The 20,661-nt window shown below is 64.9% G+C and carries 16 protein-coding genes and 3 pseudogenes; 6 read left to right on the plus strand and 13 right to left on the minus strand.

The genetic code is table 11. The features are described 5' to 3' along the window. Nucleotides 1-80: 80 nt before the first annotated feature. Nucleotides 81-203 (plus strand): annotated as a pseudogene (locus tag J2W36_RS15095) (IS481 family transposase); the annotation flags it as partial. 133 nt (nucleotides 204-336) lie between these two features. Here J2W36_RS15095 and J2W36_RS15100 read toward each other — a convergent pair. The 6 genes and pseudogenes from J2W36_RS15100 to gbd all read right to left on the minus strand — a co-directional run bounded on the left by J2W36_RS15100 (nucleotide 337) and on the right by gbd (nucleotide 6,830). Continuing rightward, nucleotides 337-1,497 (minus strand): TPM domain-containing protein, encoded by a 1,161-nt coding sequence (locus tag J2W36_RS15100; protein WP_307690568.1) that lies wholly within the window; start codon nucleotides 1,495-1,497, stop codon nucleotides 337-339. Between the two features lie 9 nt (nucleotides 1,498-1,506). Beyond that, complete coding sequence (locus J2W36_RS15105) at nucleotides 1,507-1,731, minus strand: carboxymuconolactone decarboxylase family protein (protein ID WP_307690743.1); 225 nt, start codon at nucleotides 1,729-1,731, stop codon at nucleotides 1,507-1,509. Between the two features lie 31 nt (nucleotides 1,732-1,762). Continuing rightward, nucleotides 1,763-2,254 (minus strand): annotated as a pseudogene (locus tag J2W36_RS15110) (ATP-binding protein); the annotation flags it as partial. Nucleotides 2,255-2,543: 289 nt separating this feature from the next. Then, a complete protein-coding gene (locus tag J2W36_RS15115; RefSeq protein WP_307690569.1) occupies nucleotides 2,544-4,136 on the minus strand; it encodes an aldehyde dehydrogenase (NADP(+)) in 1,593 nt (530 codons plus the stop codon). A 118-nt stretch (nucleotides 4,137-4,254) separates the two neighbouring features. Further along, the gene (locus tag J2W36_RS15120) at nucleotides 4,255-5,586 is read right to left on the minus strand and encodes an MFS transporter (protein ID WP_307690570.1); all 1,332 of its coding nucleotides are present in this window, start codon (nucleotides 5,584-5,586) and stop codon (nucleotides 4,255-4,257) included. A gap of 107 nt (nucleotides 5,587-5,693) precedes the next feature. Continuing rightward, nucleotides 5,694-6,830: a 4-hydroxybutyrate dehydrogenase gene (gbd, locus tag J2W36_RS15125; protein ID WP_307690737.1), complete on the minus strand. Its 1,137-nt coding sequence runs from the start codon at nucleotides 6,828-6,830 to the stop codon at nucleotides 5,694-5,696. Nucleotides 6,831-6,970: 140 nt separating this feature from the next. Here gbd and J2W36_RS15130 point away from each other — a divergent pair, with 140 nt between their 5' ends. Continuing rightward, nucleotides 6,971-7,873, plus strand: coding sequence for a LysR family transcriptional regulator (locus J2W36_RS15130; protein WP_307690571.1), 903 nt, complete (start codon nucleotides 6,971-6,973; stop codon nucleotides 7,871-7,873). Between the two features lie 29 nt (nucleotides 7,874-7,902). Here J2W36_RS15130 and J2W36_RS15135 read toward each other — a convergent pair whose 3' ends face one another. Further along, on the minus strand, nucleotides 7,903-8,610 hold the full coding sequence (locus J2W36_RS15135; RefSeq protein ID WP_307690572.1) for a nitroreductase family protein: 708 nt from the start codon (nucleotides 8,608-8,610) through the stop codon (nucleotides 7,903-7,905). Nucleotides 8,611-8,825: 215 nt separating this feature from the next. Here J2W36_RS15135 and J2W36_RS15140 point away from each other — a divergent pair, with 215 nt between their 5' ends. Next, the gene (locus J2W36_RS15140) at nucleotides 8,826-10,409 is read left to right on the plus strand and encodes an MFS transporter (protein ID WP_307690573.1); all 1,584 of its coding nucleotides are present in this window, start codon (nucleotides 8,826-8,828) and stop codon (nucleotides 10,407-10,409) included. Between the two features lie 12 nt (nucleotides 10,410-10,421). Here J2W36_RS15140 and J2W36_RS15145 read toward each other — a convergent pair whose 3' ends face one another. Beyond that, nucleotides 10,422-11,291, minus strand: a complete 870-nt coding sequence (locus J2W36_RS15145) for a glycine-rich domain-containing protein (protein ID WP_307690574.1) — start codon at nucleotides 11,289-11,291, stop codon at nucleotides 10,422-10,424. A gap of 58 nt (nucleotides 11,292-11,349) precedes the next feature. Here J2W36_RS15145 and J2W36_RS15150 point away from each other — a divergent pair, with 58 nt between their 5' ends. Together J2W36_RS15150 and loiP are read left to right on the plus strand one after the other, a co-directional pair. Continuing rightward, the gene (locus tag J2W36_RS15150; RefSeq protein ID WP_307690575.1) at nucleotides 11,350-12,375 is read left to right on the plus strand and encodes a tyrosine-type recombinase/integrase; all 1,026 of its coding nucleotides are present in this window, start codon (nucleotides 11,350-11,352) and stop codon (nucleotides 12,373-12,375) included. Between the two features lie 335 nt (nucleotides 12,376-12,710). Beyond that, on the plus strand, nucleotides 12,711-13,478 hold the full coding sequence (gene loiP, locus J2W36_RS15155) for a metalloprotease LoiP (protein ID WP_307690576.1): 768 nt from the start codon (nucleotides 12,711-12,713) through the stop codon (nucleotides 13,476-13,478). Between the two features lie 62 nt (nucleotides 13,479-13,540). Here loiP and J2W36_RS15160 read toward each other — a convergent pair whose 3' ends face one another. Further along, nucleotides 13,541-14,500: a LysR substrate-binding domain-containing protein gene (locus J2W36_RS15160; protein ID WP_307690577.1), complete on the minus strand. Its 960-nt coding sequence runs from the start codon at nucleotides 14,498-14,500 to the stop codon at nucleotides 13,541-13,543. Nucleotides 14,501-14,583: 83 nt separating this feature from the next. On the opposite strand from J2W36_RS15160, the gene J2W36_RS15165 reads away from it, so the two are divergent. Beyond that, nucleotides 14,584-15,339 (plus strand): sulfite exporter TauE/SafE family protein, encoded by a 756-nt coding sequence (locus tag J2W36_RS15165; protein WP_307690578.1) that lies wholly within the window; start codon nucleotides 14,584-14,586, stop codon nucleotides 15,337-15,339. A gap of 90 nt (nucleotides 15,340-15,429) precedes the next feature. On the opposite strand, the pseudogene J2W36_RS15170 reads toward J2W36_RS15165, so the two are convergent. The 4 genes and pseudogenes from J2W36_RS15170 to J2W36_RS15185 all read right to left on the minus strand — a co-directional run bounded on the left by J2W36_RS15170 (nucleotide 15,430) and on the right by J2W36_RS15185 (nucleotide 20,571). Further along, a pseudogene (locus J2W36_RS15170) lies at nucleotides 15,430-16,634 on the minus strand (ABC transporter substrate-binding protein). A 30-nt stretch (nucleotides 16,635-16,664) separates the two neighbouring features. Then, nucleotides 16,665-17,579 carry a beta-keto acid cleavage family enzyme gene (locus J2W36_RS15175; RefSeq protein ID WP_307690579.1) on the minus strand — a complete coding sequence of 305 codons (915 nt, stop codon included), beginning with the start codon at nucleotides 17,577-17,579 and terminating at the stop codon, nucleotides 16,665-16,667. A gap of 251 nt (nucleotides 17,580-17,830) precedes the next feature. Next, entirely contained in the window at nucleotides 17,831-19,627 is a 1,797-nt protein-coding gene (locus J2W36_RS15180) for a feruloyl-CoA synthase (protein WP_307690580.1), read from the minus strand. Continuing rightward, entirely contained in the window at nucleotides 19,624-20,571 is a 948-nt protein-coding gene (locus J2W36_RS15185; protein ID WP_307690581.1) for a 3-hydroxyacyl-CoA dehydrogenase NAD-binding domain-containing protein, read from the minus strand. Before J2W36_RS15185 ends, J2W36_RS15180 begins: the two co-directional genes overlap by 4 nt. Between the last annotated feature and the right edge of the window lie 90 nt (nucleotides 20,572-20,661).

Consider the following 20,661-nt stretch of genomic DNA (forward strand, 5'->3'; position numbering starts at 1 on the left):
GCCGACTCGAAATGGTCAAGCAGATGATTCTGGAAGGCTTGGATGCCGTGCAAGCCGCAGCCGCGCACGGGAGCTTCATGCGGCCCTGTCAACCGCAGACCAACGGCAAGGCCGAGAGATTCATCCAGTCGGCGTTGCGCGAATGGGCCTACGGCTGGACCTACCAGAACTCAGCCCATCGAGCCGATGCCCCGGCGAGCTGGCAGCAGTGCTCGGCGGCCTGTTCACGCGGATGTACGGGCTGTCGCCGGCGCAGCTGGACCATGTCTTATGCGGTGTCGCGCCCAAGGATCTGGCGCTGATCTAGCGCTCGGCGCGAGCGTCTTCGCAACCGCTCTACCAGCTTCCCGATGCACCGCCGCCGCTGCTCGACCCACCACCGCCGGACGAGTCGCTGCTGCTGGACGACGAACTGCTGCTCGATGAACTGCTCGACGAGTCATCGTCGTCGTCGCTGCTGTCGCCACCGCCATTGCCACCCAGCGAGGCGGCGAAAACGAACAGCATCGACATCGCCCCCGCAATGGCGATCGGTATCAATTCGCCTCCGGTGGCGTAAGCGACATAGCCCGTGATGCCGAGCACGATCAGCCACTGCACCATGAAGCCGATCCGGCTTCGGCGATAGGCCGCGCGCATGCCGACGCCGGTGACACCCAGGATCAACGAACCCAAGACAGCAGCAAAGCTACCGCCAATCACAATCAGGAATGCGCTTTCGCCGTCGCCAACGAGGCGCGACACGCCCCAGATCGCCGCGACGATGACCGCCAGGCCGGCCGTCACGAAGCGCATGGCTCGCCAGCGGTAGCTGCTGCAGCCGAGCACGGCGACCAACGCGGCCAGGACAGCCCAACCGAACGGTGTCAAGTGCCGTTCCTGCGGCGCATCCTGCGTCGGCGTTCCGGTGGAGATGACAGGCGATTCGTCACCGACCTCGGCTCCGCCCACCACCGTGCTGCCACCCAGCCGGCCGATCAGCGCATCGACCGCTGCGTCGATGCCTCCGTAGACATCCGACTGCCGGAAGCGCGGCGCCATCTGCTCGTCGATGATGCGGCCAGCAACGATGTCGGGCACGCGGCTTTCGAGGCCCTGGCCGACTTCGATGCGCATGCGCCGGTCTTTCAGCGCGACCAGGATCAGCAGGCCGTCGTTGTCCTTCTTCGTGCCCAGTTGCCACTGCGCGAACGCGCGCGTGGCATAGCCCGCGATGTCCTCGCCACTCGTGGTGGGAACGACCAGCACGGCCACTTGTGGCCCCAAGCGCGCCTGCAGGTCGTCGAGCTTTTCACGCAGTGCCGCCTGTTGCGCGGGCGTCAGGGCGCCGCTGGTATCGGTCACCAGCGAGCGCATCGGGGGCACGGCGATCAGCGGGCTCGATGTCGACGCGGGTGCAGCGGAGGCGCTCGATCCCAGGCAGAAAGACAGGCACAGCAGCCACGCGAAGAATCCGAACGGAGTGGCTGCTGCTCGGCGGTGTCGAAGGAAGTGCATGCGCCGATGCTACCGGCCGCCGGGCAGTCGCATCGACGGCCCCTTACGCAGCGGCGGGTGCGGAGAAGATCGTTTCACCGAGATTGAGCCCAGGTAATACGCCCAGGCGAACAGCTCGACGAAATGGGCCAGGTCGAGCACCTCGATGTCCGTCAGGCCGACCGCCTTGAGCGCCTGCACATGCTCGGGCGACAGCGAATCGGGCCGAAGCGTGAGTTCGGCCGAGAACCGCACGATGGCATTCTCGCGCGCGGTCGTGCCTGTGGTAGACGAGCTCGTCGAGGATCACCATGTCCGCGTACATCAGCCGATGCGCGATGTGCCCCTGGTTGCCGCTGGCCTTCTCCTGCTCGACGGCGCCGACCAGTTCGACCGTGGAGAAGAACCTCACACGCCGGTGGTGATGCTCGATGGCCTGCACACCCAGTGCCGTGGCGATGTGGGTCTTGCCCGTACCCGGGCCACCGACGAACACCACGTTCTGGGCGTCCTCCATGAACCCGCATCGGTGCAGCTGCCGCACCAAGGCTTCGTTGACCTCGCTGTGCGCGAAGTCGAAGCCTGTGAGGTCCCGGTAGACCGGGAAGCGTGCGAGCTTCAACTGGTACGCCACCGAGCGCACCTCGCGTTCAGCCGTCTCGGCCTTGAGCAACTGCCAGAGCATTGGCTGTGCGGCTTCGAACGCCGGTGAGCCCTGCTCGGCGAGTTCGGCCACGGCGTGTGAAAGGATTCGAACCTTCGACCCGTTGCACCCCATGCAAGTAGTCCAAAAGCGGCAGTATTGAAAAACTTTCGAAGTTGCCCTGTGCCCTGAAGGAGTTTCAAACACATCCTCATACCGGTCAATCTGGTCACGAGACGAGATTCTGGCAACCATCTGGCAACGGTCAGAAACTGAAAATCTTACGCTGCTATTTTTATAGCAAACAAATAGTGATTGACGGGGCTTAAAGAGGTAGGCTGTGATGGGCTTGAACCATCGACCATCGACCAATGGATATGAGACAGTCAGTGCATGGACGACAGCGACGCCCATCGCCTGCACATCAAGTCACGGCGGCCTGGCTCAGCGCACCGTCGATCAGTCGCCATAGCTTCAGCGGGTTGGCGCTCTGCACGGCCTCGGGACGCAGCGCATCAGGAATGTCCTGATAGCAGACCGGACGCAAGAAGCGGTCGATGGCGCTGGCGCCCACCGAGGTGTACATGGCGTTCGAGGTCGCAGGAAAGGGGCCGCCATGCACCATGGCATGGCACACCTCGACGCCGGTCGGAAATCCGTTGGCGAGGATACGTCCGCATTTGCGCTCAAGCACGGGCAGCAGCGCACGTGCCGCGTCGTGATCCGCTTCGTCCAGCAACAGGGTCGCGGTAAGCTGGCCTTCGAGCATATTGGCAACCTCTGCCAGTTCGTCGATGCTGCGCGCCTTCACGACGACGGATGCAGGGCCGAACATCTCCGACTGCAGTGCCTCACTCTGTAGCAGATGCTGCGCGTCGGTGACGTAGAGCGCGGCCTGCGCGGCATTGACCTGATCGCCCGCTTCCTCTCCCAGGCCCACGGGCGGCCCCGCTTCAGCATGCACCCGTGCACGCGCACTCTCATAGGCTGCATGGATGCCGGCGGTCAGCATCGTCTGTGCGGGCTTGGCGCTCAAGGCCTTGGCCGCAGCGCTCACGAAGCGCTCCAGGTCCGGGCCGTCGATGGCGAGCACCAGCCCGGGGTTCGTGCAGAACTGTCCAGCACCCAGCGCCAGTGAATCGACGAAGCCTTGCGCCAGCGCTGGCGCGCGCGATGCGAGCGCATGCGGCAACACGAACACCGGATTGATGCTGCTCATCTCTGCGTAGACCGGTATCGGCTCGCGGCGGGCGTTGGCGATACGCAGCAGTGCAAGGCCGCCCTGGCGCGAGCCGGTGAAACCCACCGCCTTGATCTCGGGGTGCGCCACCAGTGCTTCGCCGATATCGCGGCCGGCGCCGATCAGAAGCGAGAACACACCTTCGGGCATGCCCTGCTGCTTAGCGGCCTTCTGAATGGCGCGCCCCACCATCTCGGAAGTGCCCAGATGCGCGCTGTGCGCCTTGACGATGACCGGCGCACCCGCCGCAAGCGCCGCCGCCGTATCGCCTCCAGCCACGGAGAAGGCCAGAGGAAAGTTGCTCGCACCGAACACCGCGACCGGCCCAAGCGGAATCTTGGCCAGGCGCAGGTCGGAACGCGGCAGTGGCTGGCGTTGGGGCTGCGCCGGGTCGATGGTGGCGCGCAGGAAATGACCGTCGCGAACGACCTGCGCAAACAGGCGCAATTGTCCCGTGGTGCGGCCACGCTCGCCCGTCAGCCGCGCGATGGGCAGGCCGCTTTCTGCATGGGCGCGTTCCAGCAACGCATCGCCCAGCGCCATGATCTCGTCGGCAATCGCTTCGAGGAAGGCTGCACGACGTTCCAGCGGCAGCCCCCGATAGGTGTCGAACGCGCTGGCCGCCAAGGCGGCTGCGCGATCGACATCCGCGCGGCTGCCGAAGCCGAATGTCGGTTCGGCGATGTCGGCGTTCGACGCCGGGTTGAAGGCTTGCTGCGCGCCGGCAAGGCCACGCACGGCGGCCTGACCGATGAGCATTTCTCCGGTGATCTGCATGGGAAGCTCCGTTGGATGAAAACAAGTTGGGAAACACAATCCGCGCCGCATGGGCATGGCGGGCAGCGGATCGCGATGTCAGGGATAAGCGAGACCGCGCATTCGGTGCAGCGGCGTATCAATCGTCCAGCGGCAGGCCGCTGCGATCCTTCGCCACGCCGACGGCCACGATGGACACCAGCGCGCACGCACCGAGGAAGATCACCACGGGCACATAGCTGCCGCTGAAGTAGGCGATCAGCGCCGTGGCGATCAATGGCATCGGGCCGCCGACCAGCGCCGCGCCGATCTGGTAGCCCAGCGACATGCCGGTGTAGCGGATGGCCGGCGGGAATGCCTCGGCCAGCAGCGTGCCGATCATGGCGCCGTAGCTGGCCCAGATGACGCCCAGGCCCACACCCACCGCCAGTGCCGCGGCCCAGACGGACTTCTGATCCAGCAGCCAGAAATACGGGAAGATCCACAGCAGGAAGGCCACGCTGCCGCCGATGAACACGTTCTTGCGCCCGATCCGGTCCGATAAATACCCGAAGAACAGCATGCACGGGAAGGCGAGGAGCGCACACGCAAGCACGATGTTGAGAATCGTCGAGCGCGCGAATCCGTGGTCCATCATGTAGGAGACGGTAAATGTGGCATAGAGGAAGAAGGTCGAGGTCTCGACGGCCTTGGCGCCGATGGCGATCAGCACTTCGCGCCAGTGATGCTGCAGCGTTTCCTTGAGCGGAATGGGGGCACTGCTGCGCGTGGCCTGGATCTTCTTGAACGAAGGCGTCTCGCCCACGGCATTGCGGATCCACATGCCGACCATGACCAGCACAATCGAACCCACGAACGGGATGCGCCATCCCCACGAGAGGAACACTTCCTCGCTCATGCTCGCGCTCAGCAGCGAGGTGATGATGTTGCCCAGCGCAAGGCCCAGCACGGCCCCAGTCTGCGGTACGGCGCCGTAGAAGCCGCGCTTGTGGCGCGGCGAGTACTCCACCGCCAGCAGCACGCCGCCGCCCCATTCGCCACCCAGTGCCAGACCCTGCATCAGGCGCAGCCCGATCAGCAGGAGGGGGGCGAACATACCGATCTGCGCATAGTTGGGCAGCAGCCCCATCAGCACAGTCGACACGCCCATCATCGAAAGCGTCATGGCCAGCGTCTTCTTGCGCCCGATGCGGTCTCCGATGTGCGAGAAGATGACGCCGCCGATCGGCCGGATCAGGAATGCCAGCGCAAACGTGGCCAAGGCCATCATCTGACTCATCAGCGCGTTGCCGCTGGGGAAGAACTGTTTCGCAAAGATGATGGATGACATCGTCCCATAGAGGAAATAGTCATACCACTCGATGGTGCTACCGACGGCACTGCCGATCAGCGCACGCCTGCGCTCGGCGTCGGGGACCAGGATGTCCTTGTCGGCTGCTGCGCCTGGATGGTTGAGAAAAGTACTGCTCATGTCTCCGCCGTTGTTTTGGGTTGCTGCTGTTCATCAGTCGAAAAAAAGCCCGCCGAATGCATCGGTGGGCACGCAGGTGCTGTCACCCGTGTGGATCGCGGTCTCGGTCACATGGACTGCCGCAACATCTCCATGTAGTCTGCGGCGCTGGCTTCACGCGGGTTGGTGCGGTGGCTGTGATCGGCCAGTGCGCCTTGGACGACGCGCTCGGACATGTCCTCGGACACGCCCAATTCGCGCAGGCCCGTCGGCAGGTTGAGGGCACGCGATTTGGCAACCAGCGCCTCCTCCAGCGAGACGTCTTCGGCCAGCCCCATTGCCTGGGACAAGCGTGCAATCTTGTTTTCGCCCGCGACGGACGCCGCGCCGCGGTTGAAGCGGATCACCGCCGGCAGCAGGATCGCGTTCAGCGTGCCGTGATGCAGCCTGGGATTGATGCCGCCCAGCGAATGGCTCAGGCTGTGCACGCAACCCAACCCCTTCTGGAATGCCAATGCGCCCTGCAGTGACGCGCTCATCATGTTCAGGCGCGCTTCCATATCGGACGGGTGGGCGACGGCCACTTCGATGTGACGCCATGCGCGCCACAAACCATCGAGCGCGATGCCGTCCGCGGGCGGATTGAACGCCGGTGCCAGGAAGGTCTCGATGCAATGCGCGACTGCATCCATGCCCGTGGCGGCAGTCAACCCGGCCGGAAGACCCAGCGTGAGCTCCGGGTCACAGATGGCGACCTTGGGGATCACATGCGGCGAGATGATGCCGACCTTGCGCCCATCGTCGAGGATGATGATCGCGCCTCGCCCGACTTCGCTGCCCGTGCCAGCCGTGGTCGGGACGGCGATGATGGGAAGCGTCGCGGCGGTGATCTTGAGTGCGCCGCCTTCGATCAGGGCGAACTGACGCAGCGGGCCTTCGTGGCGCGCAGCCACGGCCACGGCCTTGGCAAGGTCCAGCGACGAACCGCCGCCGACGGCCACAATGCCATCGCAGCCTGCGGCCTGCAGGGTTTGGACGCCGGCGCGCACTGCCGATTCGGACGGATTGGGTGGCGTTCCGTCGAACACATCCAATCCTGGGCGTTCGAGCGCCGTCACCACCTGATCGATGATGCCGACGGCTCTCACACCCTTGTCGGTCACGATCAAAGGTTTTGTAATACCCAGATTGCCGCAAACTTCTTTCAGCTCCCTCAGCGAGCCCGCGCCGAAGCGGATCTCGGTCACGTAATTGATCAATGCCATTTTTGCCTTTTTTGCGAGCACCTCACTTGCGTGAGCAGGCCGCAAGTCTAGGAACGGAAGGCGCCTGTGTACACTGACGGCTTTCCATACTGATATAGCCTTTATTCATAGTGAGCGACACTCTCAGTCTGAATTCCGTGATGTCGCGCCTGCACGCCAAGCAGCTTCGATTGCTCATCGCGATCGAAGAGAGCGGCTCCCTGCTGGGTGCCGCCGACAAGGTGGGCTTGACGCAGCCGGGCGCCAGCAAGGCGCTGCGCGAACTCGAGGTGACCTTGAAGGTGGCGCTGTTCAAGCGCACCAACCGCGGGTTGATCCCGACCGAGGCCGGCTACTGCGCATTGCGGTTTGCCCGGCTCATCCAGTCGGACATCGACAACCTGCGCTTCGAGCTCGAAGCCATTGCCAGCGGCGCGGGTGGACATCTGGCGCTCGGCACCATCATGGGCGCCGCGCCGCTGCTGTCCGATGCGGTGTCCAGTCTGCTCGAGCGGCAACCGCACATGTCGGTGGAAATCGTGGAAGACACGAGCGAAACGCTGCTCGGCCTGATTGAGCGCGGAAGGCTCGACGCGGCGATCTGCCGCTCGTCCGTGGGCCGCAACCCGGGCGTCTATGAATCCCTGTTCGTAAAGGACGAGACGCTTGCGGCGATCGCCAACGTGGGTCACCCGGCCATGTCCGCCAAGGCGGTGGAACTTCGGGCGCTGCAGGACAGCCGCTGGGTGGTCTACCGCGCACAGATGCCGATGCGCAGGCTGCTGGAGCGCGAGTTCCACGAAGCGCAACTCCGCTTTCCGCAGCACCTCATCGAAACGACGTCGGCACTGACCACGCTCGCCATGCTCAGACGCAACACCAATTTGGTGGCATTGGTCTCCGATGACGTGGCCAACTACTTTTCACGCAATGGCCTCGTCGGAATCCTTGCCCTCACGCTCAAGTCACGCAGCGAGCCTTACGAGCTGGTGATGAGAAAGGGCGCGCCGAAAAGCCCGGCATTGATGCTGCTGATGGAGGTGCTGAAGCTGCGTGCCAGCTAGCGAGGGGCCAGGCCCGCCCTGTTGCCCCCTCAGACTTCAGTGACGAACTGATCGATCGGACGGCGGACCTTCTCCAGGTGAACCAGCCAATCGCCGCTGGCGTCCCGGTAGCCCAGCGGCAGGATGGCCACGCTGCGCAGGCCACGCGCCCGCAGGTCGAGGATCTGGTCGAGCGCGGCCGGATCGAAGCCTTCCATGGGCACGCTGTCGACCTCTTCGTACGCTGCGGCGACCAGGGCGGCGCCCAAGCCGATGTACGCCTGCCTGGCCGCGTGCGCAAAATTGACCTCGGCGTCACGCTGCGGATAGCTGTTGAGCAACATGGCGCGGTAGTTTTCCCAACCTTCGTTCTTGAAACCGCGGACCTTGTTGGTCAGGTCGAACATCGCGTTGATGCGGTCGGCCGTGTAGTTGTCCCAGGCGGCAAAGACCAGCAGATGCGAGCCGTCAGTCACCTGCGCCTGGTTCCAGGCGATGGCCTTGATCTTCTCGCGCACCGCGTCGTTGGTGACGACAAAGATCTCGAAGGGCTGCAACCCGCTCGATGTAGGCGCCAGACGCGCTGCTTCGACGATGCGTTGCACCTTGTCGGCTGCGACCTTGCGCGTGGCGTCCATCTTCTTGGTCGCATAGCGCCATTTCAGGCGCGCCAGGAGGCCTTGTGCGTTGGTCTCGTGCCCCGGCGCTTGCGAATCTGCGGAAGCGGGGGCGTTGGGCGAGGTGGTCGTGCTGGACATGGTAGGTTCCGAAACAAAGGTATTCCAAATTATCGAGCTTTCGGCACCACGGCTGGGCGTGTCGCCGCACCACTGCGTTTCGAAGGCGGGAACAATCGCCCCACCTTGGCAGCGAGCGCACGTTGGCGACCGGGGGGCGTGACAGACCCCGTCAGAATCCCTGCTTGCCACTGCATCCTTCTACCAGCTGAGAACGATCGAGAGCCTCAAGTCCCATGTCTTCAGCGTCCCACTCCCTTTGGTCGCCCCTGCGCCTGCCGGTCTTCCGGGCCCGGTGGCTGGGCAGCGCGATCTACTTCATCGGCAATGCCATGCAGGTCATGGCCGCATCGTGGCTGATGGTGGAGTTGACCGGCTCTTCGTTTCTCGCGGCGCTGGTCCAGACCGCCGTCTTCCTGCCGATGTTCCTGCTCGCGCTGCCGGCGGGGGTGCTGGCCGACACGACGGACCGGCGGCGGTTGATCCTCGTTGCACTCGCCGTGCAGGTCGGCATCGTCGTGATCCTGTCCTTGCTGGCAATGGCCGGGTGGGCGGGGCCGGTGGCACTGCTCACTTTCACCTTCGCAGCGGGCTGCTGCACGGCCCTGCTCTCGCCCGCATGGAACACGAGCGTGGCCGACGCGGTGCCACGCGAGGACATGCCGCAGGCGATCACCGCCATGTCGATCGCCTGGAACAGTGCGCGGGCCTTGGGGCCGGCCCTGGCCGGGCTGCTGTTCGCCTGGCTGGGCGCCGGCAGCGTGTTCGCCACGGCGGTCTTGAGCGCGGTCGCGTTGATGTACGTGGTACGGCGCTGGCCGCCTTCGGCGCCGGCAGCGTCCCCGCTTCCGCCGGAGCGGCTGTGGAGCGGCACCGTGGCCGGTCTTCGCTATGCACGGCACTCGCCGCTCATCCTGGCGCAGCTTTTGCGGACCGTCGCCTACAGCGGCTCGGGGTCGGCGCTGTGGGCGCTGCTGCCCGCCATCGCGGCCCAGCAGCTCCAACTGGGTGCCACGGGTTTCGGCAACCTGATGGGCTGCCTGGGCGCCGGCGCGGTCGCCATCGGCCTGGTGCTGGGCGGGCTGCGTGCCAGGCTGGGCCTGGAGCGGTTGGTCGGCGCAGGCTGCGTGATCTTTGCCGCCGTCATGCTCGTCGCGGCGCATGTGCGCCATCCGGCGATCGTCTTTCTGGGGTTGGCGGTCGGCGGCGCCGCATGGATGGCGGTGATGGCCACGTTCAACACGGCGACCCAGACCAGCGCGCCGCCTTGGGTGCGCTCCCGCGCCGTGGCGCTGCACACCGTCAGCGCCCTCGGGTCATTTGCCATCGGCTCCGCCTTCTGGGGTGCTGTGTCGGGCATCGCCGGGCTGCCGGCGGCGTTGAGTGCGGCAGCCATCGTGATGGCCTCGGGCATGTTTCTGGGCCGATGGCTTCCCCTGCGCGTAGGTGCGCTGCCAGAGGTGACGCCGGGCACCCTGTGGGGGGAGCTTCTTCTCAAGGACCAGCCGCTCCCCGGAGAAGGACCCATCGCCGTCGAGATCAGCTACCGGATTAGGGAGGGCGAATCGAAGGACTTCCTGGACGCCGTCAGCTTGCTGCGCGCGATGCGTCGCCGCGACGGCGCGAGTTTCTGGCGGGTGTACCGCGACCTGCAGGATCCCACCCGCTACGTCGAGCGCTTCATCGTCGCGTCCTGGGCCGAGTTCCTCCATCAGCGTTCCCGGACCACGGTAGCCGACGAGGCCATCGAGAAGCGCGTGCGCGACTTCCTGCGCGACGGAGAAACCGCAAGCCCGCAGCACTACATCGCAGAACGCTGAGGACGCGCCCCCTCAGTCGCTGCTGCCCCCGCCGCAACCACCGCCGCAGCCCGATGAACTGGAGCTGCTGTCGCCCGAATCACTGCTGCCACCGCTGTCGCTCGACTCACAGCCGCCGAAGCTGTCCGCATCGCCTGGACTTGCGCTGCCCGAGCCAGAGTCGCTGAAGCTGGTGCCGCAGTGGGCATCGGAACCGGTGTGCCGCTCAACGGCCCTGCAGTCCGGAATGTAGTGAAAGCCGTCCTCAATGGAGAACTTCGTGTCCAGCGCGAACAGCAGCGGCAGTCGCACCGGTGAGCGCGGGTCGATGCCTTCGTCCCGGCAGGCGTAGTACCAACTGCGCCGCAGCCCATCGTTGCGCTTGGCATTGCGCCCGAGCACTTCCGCTGGCGTGTGATGGAGCATGCCGCCGAAAGCCGCGTGGCACCACGCCTGGTAACCATGGGTGTCGAGGATGAATTCGTGCCACGCCGTGTCGACCACGCGCGACGGCATCGCGACAAAATTCCTGCCGCTGCGCAGGTGCCCCATGAAGAACTGACGCAGGCCGTGCAAGACCAGATCGGCATCTTTGTGGGTCAGCTGCGGATGAGCGGCGCGCAGCTTGCCGATGAGAAAGGGCGGCAAACGCGCCTCTCGGATGAACTGGCGCCGCAAGCTCACCTCGACGATCTTGAGCACGAATGCGAGCATCCAGGCCATGACCAGCGCGGCAAGCAACAGTCCGACCGCCGTCCACAGCCCGATCTCGGAAGCCAGCGGCTGCCATGCGTTGGCGATCACATAGGTCGCCCACAGCGACAGCGGCATCACGCCCCAGCGGGCATAGACCATTGCGCTGATGCGGTGCCTGAAGTTCAGTGGCAGAAAGTTCAGATCCATGGGGGGCGTCCGTCGATGAAGGTATTCGCTTGAATTCGATTGGCGTTAGCATCTTCTCATGCACACGCTGCCTCTCTTTGACGCCCCCCGACCCGATGCCCATGGCGCCGCCTTCGAGGCCTGGCTCGAAGACCAGCGCGCGATGGGCCTTCTGCAACGCACCGGCTCCATCCAGGTCTATCGCGACATGTGGGGTGGGTTCACGGCATGGTGCCTCGGGCAGTCGCCCGTTGTCAGGCTGACCGATCTCACGGTCAACGATCTCCAGGCCTTTCAGGCTGCGCGCATGGGGAAAAAGAGCGCCGACCTTTCGCTGTCGCCGCGACACGCACTGCGCCTGTTGCGGCTGATCGACCGGGTGCTCAACCACATGGCGGCGCAACAGGGCGAGCCGCCCAACACCGCCGCAGCGGACTGCATTGCCGCGCAGCCGGAGGTGCGATTCGCCGAGGCGGCCGATGCCGACCCCATGCCCGATTTCCTTTCAGTGTCCGAAGCGCGCCAGCTCATTGCTTTTGTGTCGCAAGCGCGCCCGCGTCCGTCGGCGTCCGGTGTGCCGCGGGATGCAGGTGCATCGTTGAGTTGGCAGATGCTGCGCAATCGGGCGTCGGTGGCGCTCCAGTTGGGTGGCGGTCTCACGCCTGCCGATGTGCGCGCGCTGACCTTGTCTTCGCCCACGGTCCATGGCGGCCGGGTGCGCGATCGGCCCTGGAAACTCGATGTGCCGGGCAACGGCAATTCACCAGGGCGGGAGACACCGATCGCGCCCTGGGCGGGGGAACTGCTGCATCACTGGCTGCAGGTGCGCAGCGATGTGAAGATTCCGGGGCCGCACCTGTTCCCGTCGACGCGCACAGGCAAGCCATGGAGCAAGAACGCGCAGTATCTTGCGGCCAAGGGTGTGCTTGAAGAGGCGGGCGTCGACAGCCGCGACGGCGGCTCCTACCGGTTGCGCCACACCTTCGTGTTGCGCCAGCTGCGGCGCGGCACATCGCCCGAACAGGTCGCCCGCTGGCTGGGCATCGAGCCCGAAGCCATGGGCCGGTACGCGCGATTGATTGCAACCCCAGAGGACGTCGTCTGAGCACAAGCAAGTGCGCGCCGACGGCGCCGATCCTTCAGTCTGCCTTGCCGTGATCCAAGGCATGGATAGGACTTCTTTTGCCCCGCGCGAGCTGAGAATACAGACTTCTTTTGCGTAGGATTTGCGATCGGACATCGCCGTGCATGCACTGCTTTTGACTCGCGTGAGTAAGGCTATTGGATTGCATTCGCGCAAGCCTGCGGCCTTTCAGCTCGGTTGCATGATCGGGTGAAGTCCTACGAGGTGACTCACTTCGGGCTGGTAGATTGGCACACGGTCGCCCGTCGATTCACCTTGGTTCATTTCGTTCAATTCACCTTACTCCCAATCTCACAATGCGTTCATTTTTCCCATTGGCAGCCATTGCCGTCACCCTTTCGCTTGTCGGCTGTGAAACCATGAAGACGATGGACGTCACGAAGCTCACGGATGTCGGCGGCACCGCCATGAAAGCCATGTCGTTGAGCGACGCCGACATCGCCACGATGTCGGACCAGTCGTGTGCAGCCATGGACCAAAAGAACAAGATTGCACCGGCCAACAGCAAGTACACCGTGCGTCTGAACCAGGTCGTTCGGCAGATGCCCACCACGGTCAACGGCAAGACGGCCAATTACAAGGTTTATATGACGCCGGACGTGAATGCCTGGGCCATGGCCAATGGCTGCATCCGCGTCTACAGCGGCCTGATGGACCTGATGAACGACGACGAGTTGCGCGGCGTGATCGGTCACGAAATCGGCCACGTGGCATTGGGCCATTCCAAGTCGCGCATGCAGACGGCGTACGCCGCATCGGCGGCACGGGGTCTGGCCAGTGCAGCGGGTGGGGTGGTGGGTCAGCTGTCCCAGTCGCAGGCCGGTGACCTTGCAGAGAAGTTCCTGAACGCTCAATTCTCGCAATCGCAGGAAAGCGCCGCCGACAATTATTCGTTCGATCTGCTCACCGAACGCAAGCTCGAACGCAAGGGCCTGGTCACCAGCTTCCAGAAGCTCGCCAAGTTGAGCGAGGGCACGTCGTCCGGCGGTTCCCTGCTGAGTTCGCATCCGCCGTCGACCGATCGCGCTGCCAACATGCAAAAGCGCCTGGACAGCGGCAAGTAAACAGGATCGGCGTCACCTCTCGCAGGTGACGTCAGTTTGGAAGCCCATCTTCCTGACCGCCATCAGACGCCCTGCTGGCAAACCTCGCGCAAGGCCTGAACGAACAGCCCATCGGGCGCACGCAGCGATTCCTCTGCCCGCCTGAACAGCGTGACCGGCGGCAGCGTCCAGCCAAAGCGGTGGGCCACCACGCCCACACCGGCAATGCGGGTGAGTTCTTCGGCAATGTCTGCCGGCACGATCGACACAGCCCGATCATTCGCCGCCAACAGCTCACCGATCACCTTGGCCGCGAGGCTTTCCACCACGGGCGATGGCGGTGCCACGCCTGCGCGGAGGAAGAAATCAATGATCTGTTCGCGCATGGGTGTATGGCGCTGTCCGAGCACCCAATCGAGCTGCGCCAGTTCCTCCCATGACAAGGGCTTGCGGCCCAGCCGCGTTGCCAGGCGGCGGTGTGCGACCAGTCGAGGCTCCTGCTCGTAGAGCACTTCGTGCACCAGTCCATCCATCGACAGGATGGCTGAGGTCCGCCCGATCACGCAGTCCAACTCATGCGCGCGCAAGCGCTCGAGCAAGAGATTGGTGGTGCTTTCGTGAATCGTTACGGTGATGCCACCCACTTGCTGGCGCGTGCGCACGATGGCGGCCGCAAGCAGCCGCCCTGGAATGAAGGGGATCACACCCACGTGCAGATGGGCCGCACGACCAAGCGTCGCCGCCTCCATGTCGCGCACCCAATGGCCGAGATCCTGCAGCATCGCCTGGGCACGCTGGAGTGCCACCTCGCCCACGGCCGTGGGGATCATGCCGCGCGCTGTTCGCTGGAACAGCGGCGCACCGAACATGGCCTCCAGTTCGGCCAGTGCTTGCGTCACTGCGGGCTGGCTGGTGGCCATGCGTTCGGCCACGCGCGTGAGCGAGCCATGCGCCTGAATCAGCCGCAGCAGCGTCAGGTGGCGCATCTTCAGCCGGGATGCGAGCCGGCCTTGAATCACATTCAACGCAGTCACGGCCACCATAAGAAAAGCATGATGCTTCCATATTAATTCCAAATCATTGCGTTATGCCTCCTCACGACAATCCGCAGTGAAGGGGTACAGGCATGCATTCGATCGTTTTCGTCGTGGCGCTCGGCGCGGTGGTGGCCGGCTTTGTGCAAGGACTCTCTGGCTTTGCCTTCGGCATGGTGGCCATGTCCTTTTGGGCCTGGGCCCTGGAACCGCGCGTGGCCGCGGTGCTCGCGGTGTTCGGCGCACTCACCGGACAGATCATCGCGGTGGTCTCGGTGCGGCGTGGCTTCAATGCCAGGCAACTGCTCCCTTTCGTGTTCGGCGGCCTGGCGGGGGTCCCCCTGGGCGTCCTGTTGCTCCCGCACCTGGATGCCGACGGATTCAAAACTGTGCTCGGAACGCTTCTGGTGCTGTGGTGCCCGGCCATGCTGTCAGCTCGGAACCTTCCGCGCATTGCATGGGGTGGCCGGCTGGCCGATGGGACGGTCGGCTTCGCCGGCGGTGTCATGGGCGGTATCGGCGGCTTTACCGGCACGGTGCCCACCTTGTGGTGCACGTTGCGGGGCTTCGAGAAGGACGCGCAGCGCGCGGTCGTCCAGAATTTCAACCTGGCGATGCTGACGGTAACGATGGGCGGCTACCTCGCCACCGGCCTCGTCACAGCACCGATGCTGCCGCTGTTCGCCATCGTGGCGCTCGCCATGCTCGTGCCTACCTGGCTGGGAGCCAGGCTCTACACCGGTCTCAGTGAAGCAAGATTCCGACAGATCGTGCTGGGACTGCTGACCTTGTCAGGCGTCACCCTGCTCGTTTCAGCGGTGCCTCGATTGGCCGCACGCTGGGGCTGACGGGGCGACGCTCAGCGGGCGTGTTTCGCATCGGCGAGAGCCGCAGGGCTTCAAGCGGCGCGCGCTGCAGAACGTGTTGACACTTCACATCTAGCTCGCCTTCCAGCGCGCGCAGCGGCTCTCGGCCTTCGTCGTCCATGGCTCCTCGCCGCGGATGGATTCGACGACTTTGTAATAGTCCCAAGGCTCCTTCGATTCGGCAGGGGTTTTGACCCGGAGCAGTTGCATGTCGTGAACCATGAGGCCGTCGGGGCGCAACCAGCCACCCTTGACGAACATGTCGTCGAACTTCGTTCGCCGCAGCTGCGCCATCACCTGATCGCCGTCGTCGGTGCCGGCTGCCTTCACGGCTTTCAGGTACTGGAGCGTCGCGGAGTAGTCGCCTGCGTGAAAGGATGAGGGCATGCGCTTGTGCTTCTCGAAGAAACGCCGAGCCCAGTCCCGGGCTTCCGGCGACTGGTCCCAGTACCAGCTGTCGGTCAGGTACATGTTCTGCGCGGTCTTCAGGCCCAGCGCATGGACGTCGTTGATCGTGATGATCATGCCCGCGAGCTTCATGTTCCTGCTGATGCCGAATTCCGCTGCGGACTTCAAGGCGTTCACGGTGTCGCCGCCCGCATTGGCCAGCGCGAGCACCTGCGCCTTCGAGCTCTGGGCCTGCAGCATGAAGGACGAGAAGTCGCTGGCACCCAGTGGATGCTTGACCGCACCGGCGACGGTGCCGCCGTTGGCCAGGATGACCTTGGTCGCATCGTTCTGCAGCGCGGCACCGAAGGCGTAGTCGGCCGACACGAAGTACCAGGATTTCCCCCGCCCTTCACGACCGCGCCCGCCGTGCCGCGCGCCAACGCGACCGTGTCGTAGGCATAGTGCACGGTGTAGGGAGAGCAGAACTCGTTCGTGAGGCTCGAAGCCCCCGAGCCGACGACGAAATACGGCTTCTTCTTTTCCGCGGCGACGCCGGCCATCGCGATGGCGGCGCCGGAATTCACACCGCCAATGAGCATGTCCACCTTGTTCACGTCGAACCACTCGCGCGCCTTGGCTGCGGCGATGTCGGGCTTGTTCTGGTGGTCCATGATGAGCAGCTCGATCTTCTTGCCGTTGACCGCGCCGCCGACATCGGCGATGGCCATGCGGATGGCATCGGCACCGGCCGGGCCGTCGTAGTCGCGATAGATGCCCGACATGTCGCTGATGAAGCCGATGCGGATCACGTCCTCCGACACCTGCGACCAAGCCGCTCCCGATAATGCCATCGCCCCGAGCGCGCAGACCGACCAGACCTTGTTCATGCTTGTCTCTTTTTCTCGTTGGTCAGCAGGTCAGATGGCGAACTCGGGCCGTGCGGCGCCCGCACGGGGCAGTCCCATCATCTCGCGGGCCTCGGCCGGCGTCGCCGGTTCCATGTCGAGCTCCCGGATGATCCGCACGATGCGTTCGGTCAACTGGATGTTGGTGGCGAGTTCGCCTTGACGAAGGTAGAGGTTGTCTTCGAGCCCCACGCGCGCATGACCGCCCAGCAGCAACGACGCCACATTGGCTTCCAGCTGCGAAGGGCCGATGCCGCTGACGCAGAAGATGCTGTTTTTCGGCAGCGTGTCGACCATCATCTGCAGGAAGCGCGGCGAGTACGGCATCGCGTTCTGGAAGTTGCGATGCACGTTCATCACCAGATTGACGAAGTGGGGCGCGTCGTCCAGCCCTTCGTTGATCAGCGTGGTGGTGTCCTGCAGGATGTGCGTCGGGCTGAAGACCTCCCATTCCGGCTTGATGCCCCGGGCCTTCATGCCTGCAGCCAGCGCGCGGCCACGCGTCAGGGACGTGTCCATCAGGATCTCCTTGCCCTCGAAGCTCAGGTTCAGCGTGGTCGCATCGAGCGTGCACATCTCCGCCCCGGCATCCATGCCCTTGAGCCGTTCTTCCCAGAGGATCTCCCAGCGGTCACCGGCCAGGGGATGGACCATGTCGCCATGAACACCACCGCCGGTCGAGTTGTTGATGACGATGTCGCTGTGCTTGCGGATGCGCGCATTGATGTCGCGGTAGATGTCCGGGTTGCAGGTCGCGCCGTCGTCGGGGCGGCGGGCATGGATCGCGACGACGCTCGCGCCGGCATTCCAGCAGCGGATCACGTCATCGGCGATCTCGCCGGGCTGGGTGGGCAGGTGCGGGTTCTGGGATTTATGCGCCATCCCCCCGGTGGGAGCGATGGTCAGGATCACTTTGCGCTTGGACATGAAGGTCGCCTTGTCGGTGGATCCCGACGCTCGACGGTGATGTCTTTGCCGGGAGGATCGGAAGAGACGGATTGTTGAAGCTGCCGCCGGGGCGGTCAGTCGTCGCAACGACATTTGGCGTCAGGGTTTACGTGGCGCGACGTGTGGCACGTTCACGAAGACGGCCGGGCACTACGGCTTGCCGACCTTGCCGGTCTTCTTGTCGAGAAAGGCACGCACCCATTGGTCTTGGGCATTGCTCTCTTCGCCGATCAGACACGAATCACGAGTGCGTCGTCGTCATCGGCATACAGGCACGACACCAGGTCGGCCCGGCGGGCAAGCACCGCGCGCTGGTTCAGGTAGCCCTTGTCGGTGATTTCTCCGGCGTCCGCATTCGGAGGCTCCATCAGGAGCATGGCGCGGCGCGGCGCCTGGGACGAGCCCGCGCCGCGCTGCTGGAAAACCCCCAGCGCCTGCCGGATCTTCTCGCCCACCACATCCGGCGGCGCCTTCACCGCCGCGGCACTGGGAAAGATCAGCAGACCGATCTCGTTGCGGTCGTGCCCGGTGATGACCACGTCTTGCGCGAAGGGCGACAGCGCTGAAACCACCGCCAGCCGCAACGGCCCGACGGACACCCAGGTGCCGGTCGTGAGCTTGAAGTCTTCGGCCACGCGGCCATCGAAGACCACGCCGCGCGCGGGATCGTCGGGGTCGACCAGGTAGCCAGCGTCGCCGATCTTGTAGAAACCTTCCTCGTCGAACGCCGCTTCGGTCAGCGCGGGTGCGTTGCGGTAGCCAGGGAAAACCGAAACGCCGCGCACCCGCATCTCCTGCTTTTCGCCGACCTTCACCAGCTTGAGTTCCAGCCCGGGCACGGGAACGCCGATGCATCCAGGGCCGTCGAGGCCGAAGTGCGCACTCGTCACCAGGGGCGAGGTCTCGGTGGACCCCCAGGAGGTGGTCAACCAGAGCGGCTCGCTGCGCACCTGCGTGGCGAGCCGCTGCAGGCGTTCCCAGGTCGCTGACGGCAGCGCGGCGGCTGCGTAGAAGACCAGCAGCAACGGCGACAGAATCTCGCGGGCGAGTTCCGCATCCACCTCCAGAAAAGGCAGCAGCATCTCCAGGCCGCGTGGCACGTTGAAGTGAAGGTTGGGCCGGACGTCCCGCAGATTGCGCACCGTCGATTCGATCAGGCCTGGCACAGGACGCCCGTCATCGATGTACAGCGCGCCCCCGTTGCGCAGGACGAGGTTCAGGTTGTGGTTCCCGCCGAAGGTGTGGCTCCACGGTAGCCAATCGAGCAGCACCGGCTTCATTTTTTCGAGGAACGGCCAGGTCTGCGCAAGCGACTGCTGGTTGGCGCACAGCATGCGGTGCGTGTTGATCACCACCTTGGGCTGCCCCGTCGATCCGGAGGTCAGCAAATACTTGGCGACGTCGTCAGCAGCGATGCGTTCAAAGGCATCGGCCACCGCAGCGGTTTCGCGGGTCGCGAGGAAGGATGCAAAGTCGAGCGCTCCCGGCAGCTCGGCGGCGCCTTCGCTCAGCACCTTGATCGCCATGCCGGCGCTGGCGGTCATCGCTGCGCCGTAGACCTTCGCGTTCGATGCGTAGACGAGCGACGGACGGAGCGTGTCCAGGATGCCGCGCACTTTCGTGTGGTCCTGCGTGAGCCGACAATACGCGCTCGAGACCGTGCAGACCGGCAGTCCGACATGCATGGCAGCGAACATCAGCATCGCATTGTCGATTGCGTTGTCGGAGAGGATCACGATCGGCTGGTCGCGCGGCAATCCCAGGTCGATCAGCCGCTGGCCGATGGCGCCGACGGCGTGGCGCAGTTCGCCCCAGCGCACGCGCCGCCACCGCTCGGCTCCGACGCGTTCGGCCAGCGCCAGAGCGTCGGGTGTCTCCGCGGACCAACGCTCGATCCACTCGCCGATGCAACGCGCATAGGGGCCAAGCGCCTCGGGCGAGCGCAGGACGATGCTGCCGTCCGGCTGCAGATGCCGTTCGGTCCGTGCGGGCGCGACGAACGCGGGGTTCTCGTGGAAGGCCATCATGGGCGTGCCGCGCCTTGCGAGCCCTTCGCCTTGATCAGCGCGATGAGCAGGTCGTCGCGCATCGCCTCGATGGCCGACAGCTGCCGGCCTTCCAGCGAGTGCGCGACACCCTGCGCGATGAGGGCCTGGAGTGCCGGCGTCATGGCCGGCGTTCCCAGGTCGTTCCACCATTCCTCGATGGGCCCGCCCAGATGGTTGAGGACGTGGGTGATGCCTCCGGCGCCGCCGGAGAGATGCAGGTTGAGGAAGGGACCCAGCACGCCCCACCGCAGGCCGGGCCCGAAGGCGATCGCCGTGTCGATGTCCTCGACGGACGCGACTCCCTGCTCGACCAGGTGAAAGGCCTCGCGCCAGAGCGCTGCCTGCAGGCGGTTGGCGATGTGCCCCTTGATCTCCCGCCGGCCATGGATCGGCCGTTTGCCGACCGACGCGTAGAAGGCCATGGCCCGCTCGATGATTCGCGCCGAGGTGCGCTCGCCGCCGATGACCTCCACCAGCGGAATGAGATGGGGCGGGTTGAACGGATGGCCCAGCACGACGCGCGCTGCATGACGGCATTCGGTCTGGATCGCCGAGGTCGACAGACCGGACGAGCTCGAGGCGAGGATCACCTCGGGCGGGGCGATGGCGTCCATACGGCGGAAGAGATCGATCTTGAAGTCCAGGCGCTCGGGCCCGTTCTCCTGAACGAACTCGGCGCCTTCCAGGGCCTGCTCCAGATCTGCACAGAAATGCAGGCGGTCCGGCGAGGCGCCGGGTGACAAGCCCAGTCGTTCGAGTGTCGGCCACTGTTTCGTCACGCTTGCGCGCAACCGCGCTTCGGCGTCTGGGGACGGGTCGGTGGCTGTCACCTCCAGGCCGTGGGCCAGGAAGTGCGCGGCCCAGCTCGCGCCGATGACGCCGGTGGCCACGATGGCGACACGTTGAAGGGTGGGTGAGGTCATGAGGTTCCCGGTAGCAAGATCGGCGAGCCGCCTGCGGGCACGTCGGGTTGCGCAGGCAGCGACTGGATTGTTCAGCGTGCCAGGCGACGC

This window comes from Variovorax ginsengisoli, assembly GCF_030811835.1.
GTDB lineage: Bacteria > Pseudomonadota > Gammaproteobacteria > Burkholderiales > Burkholderiaceae_C > Variovorax > Variovorax ginsengisoli_C.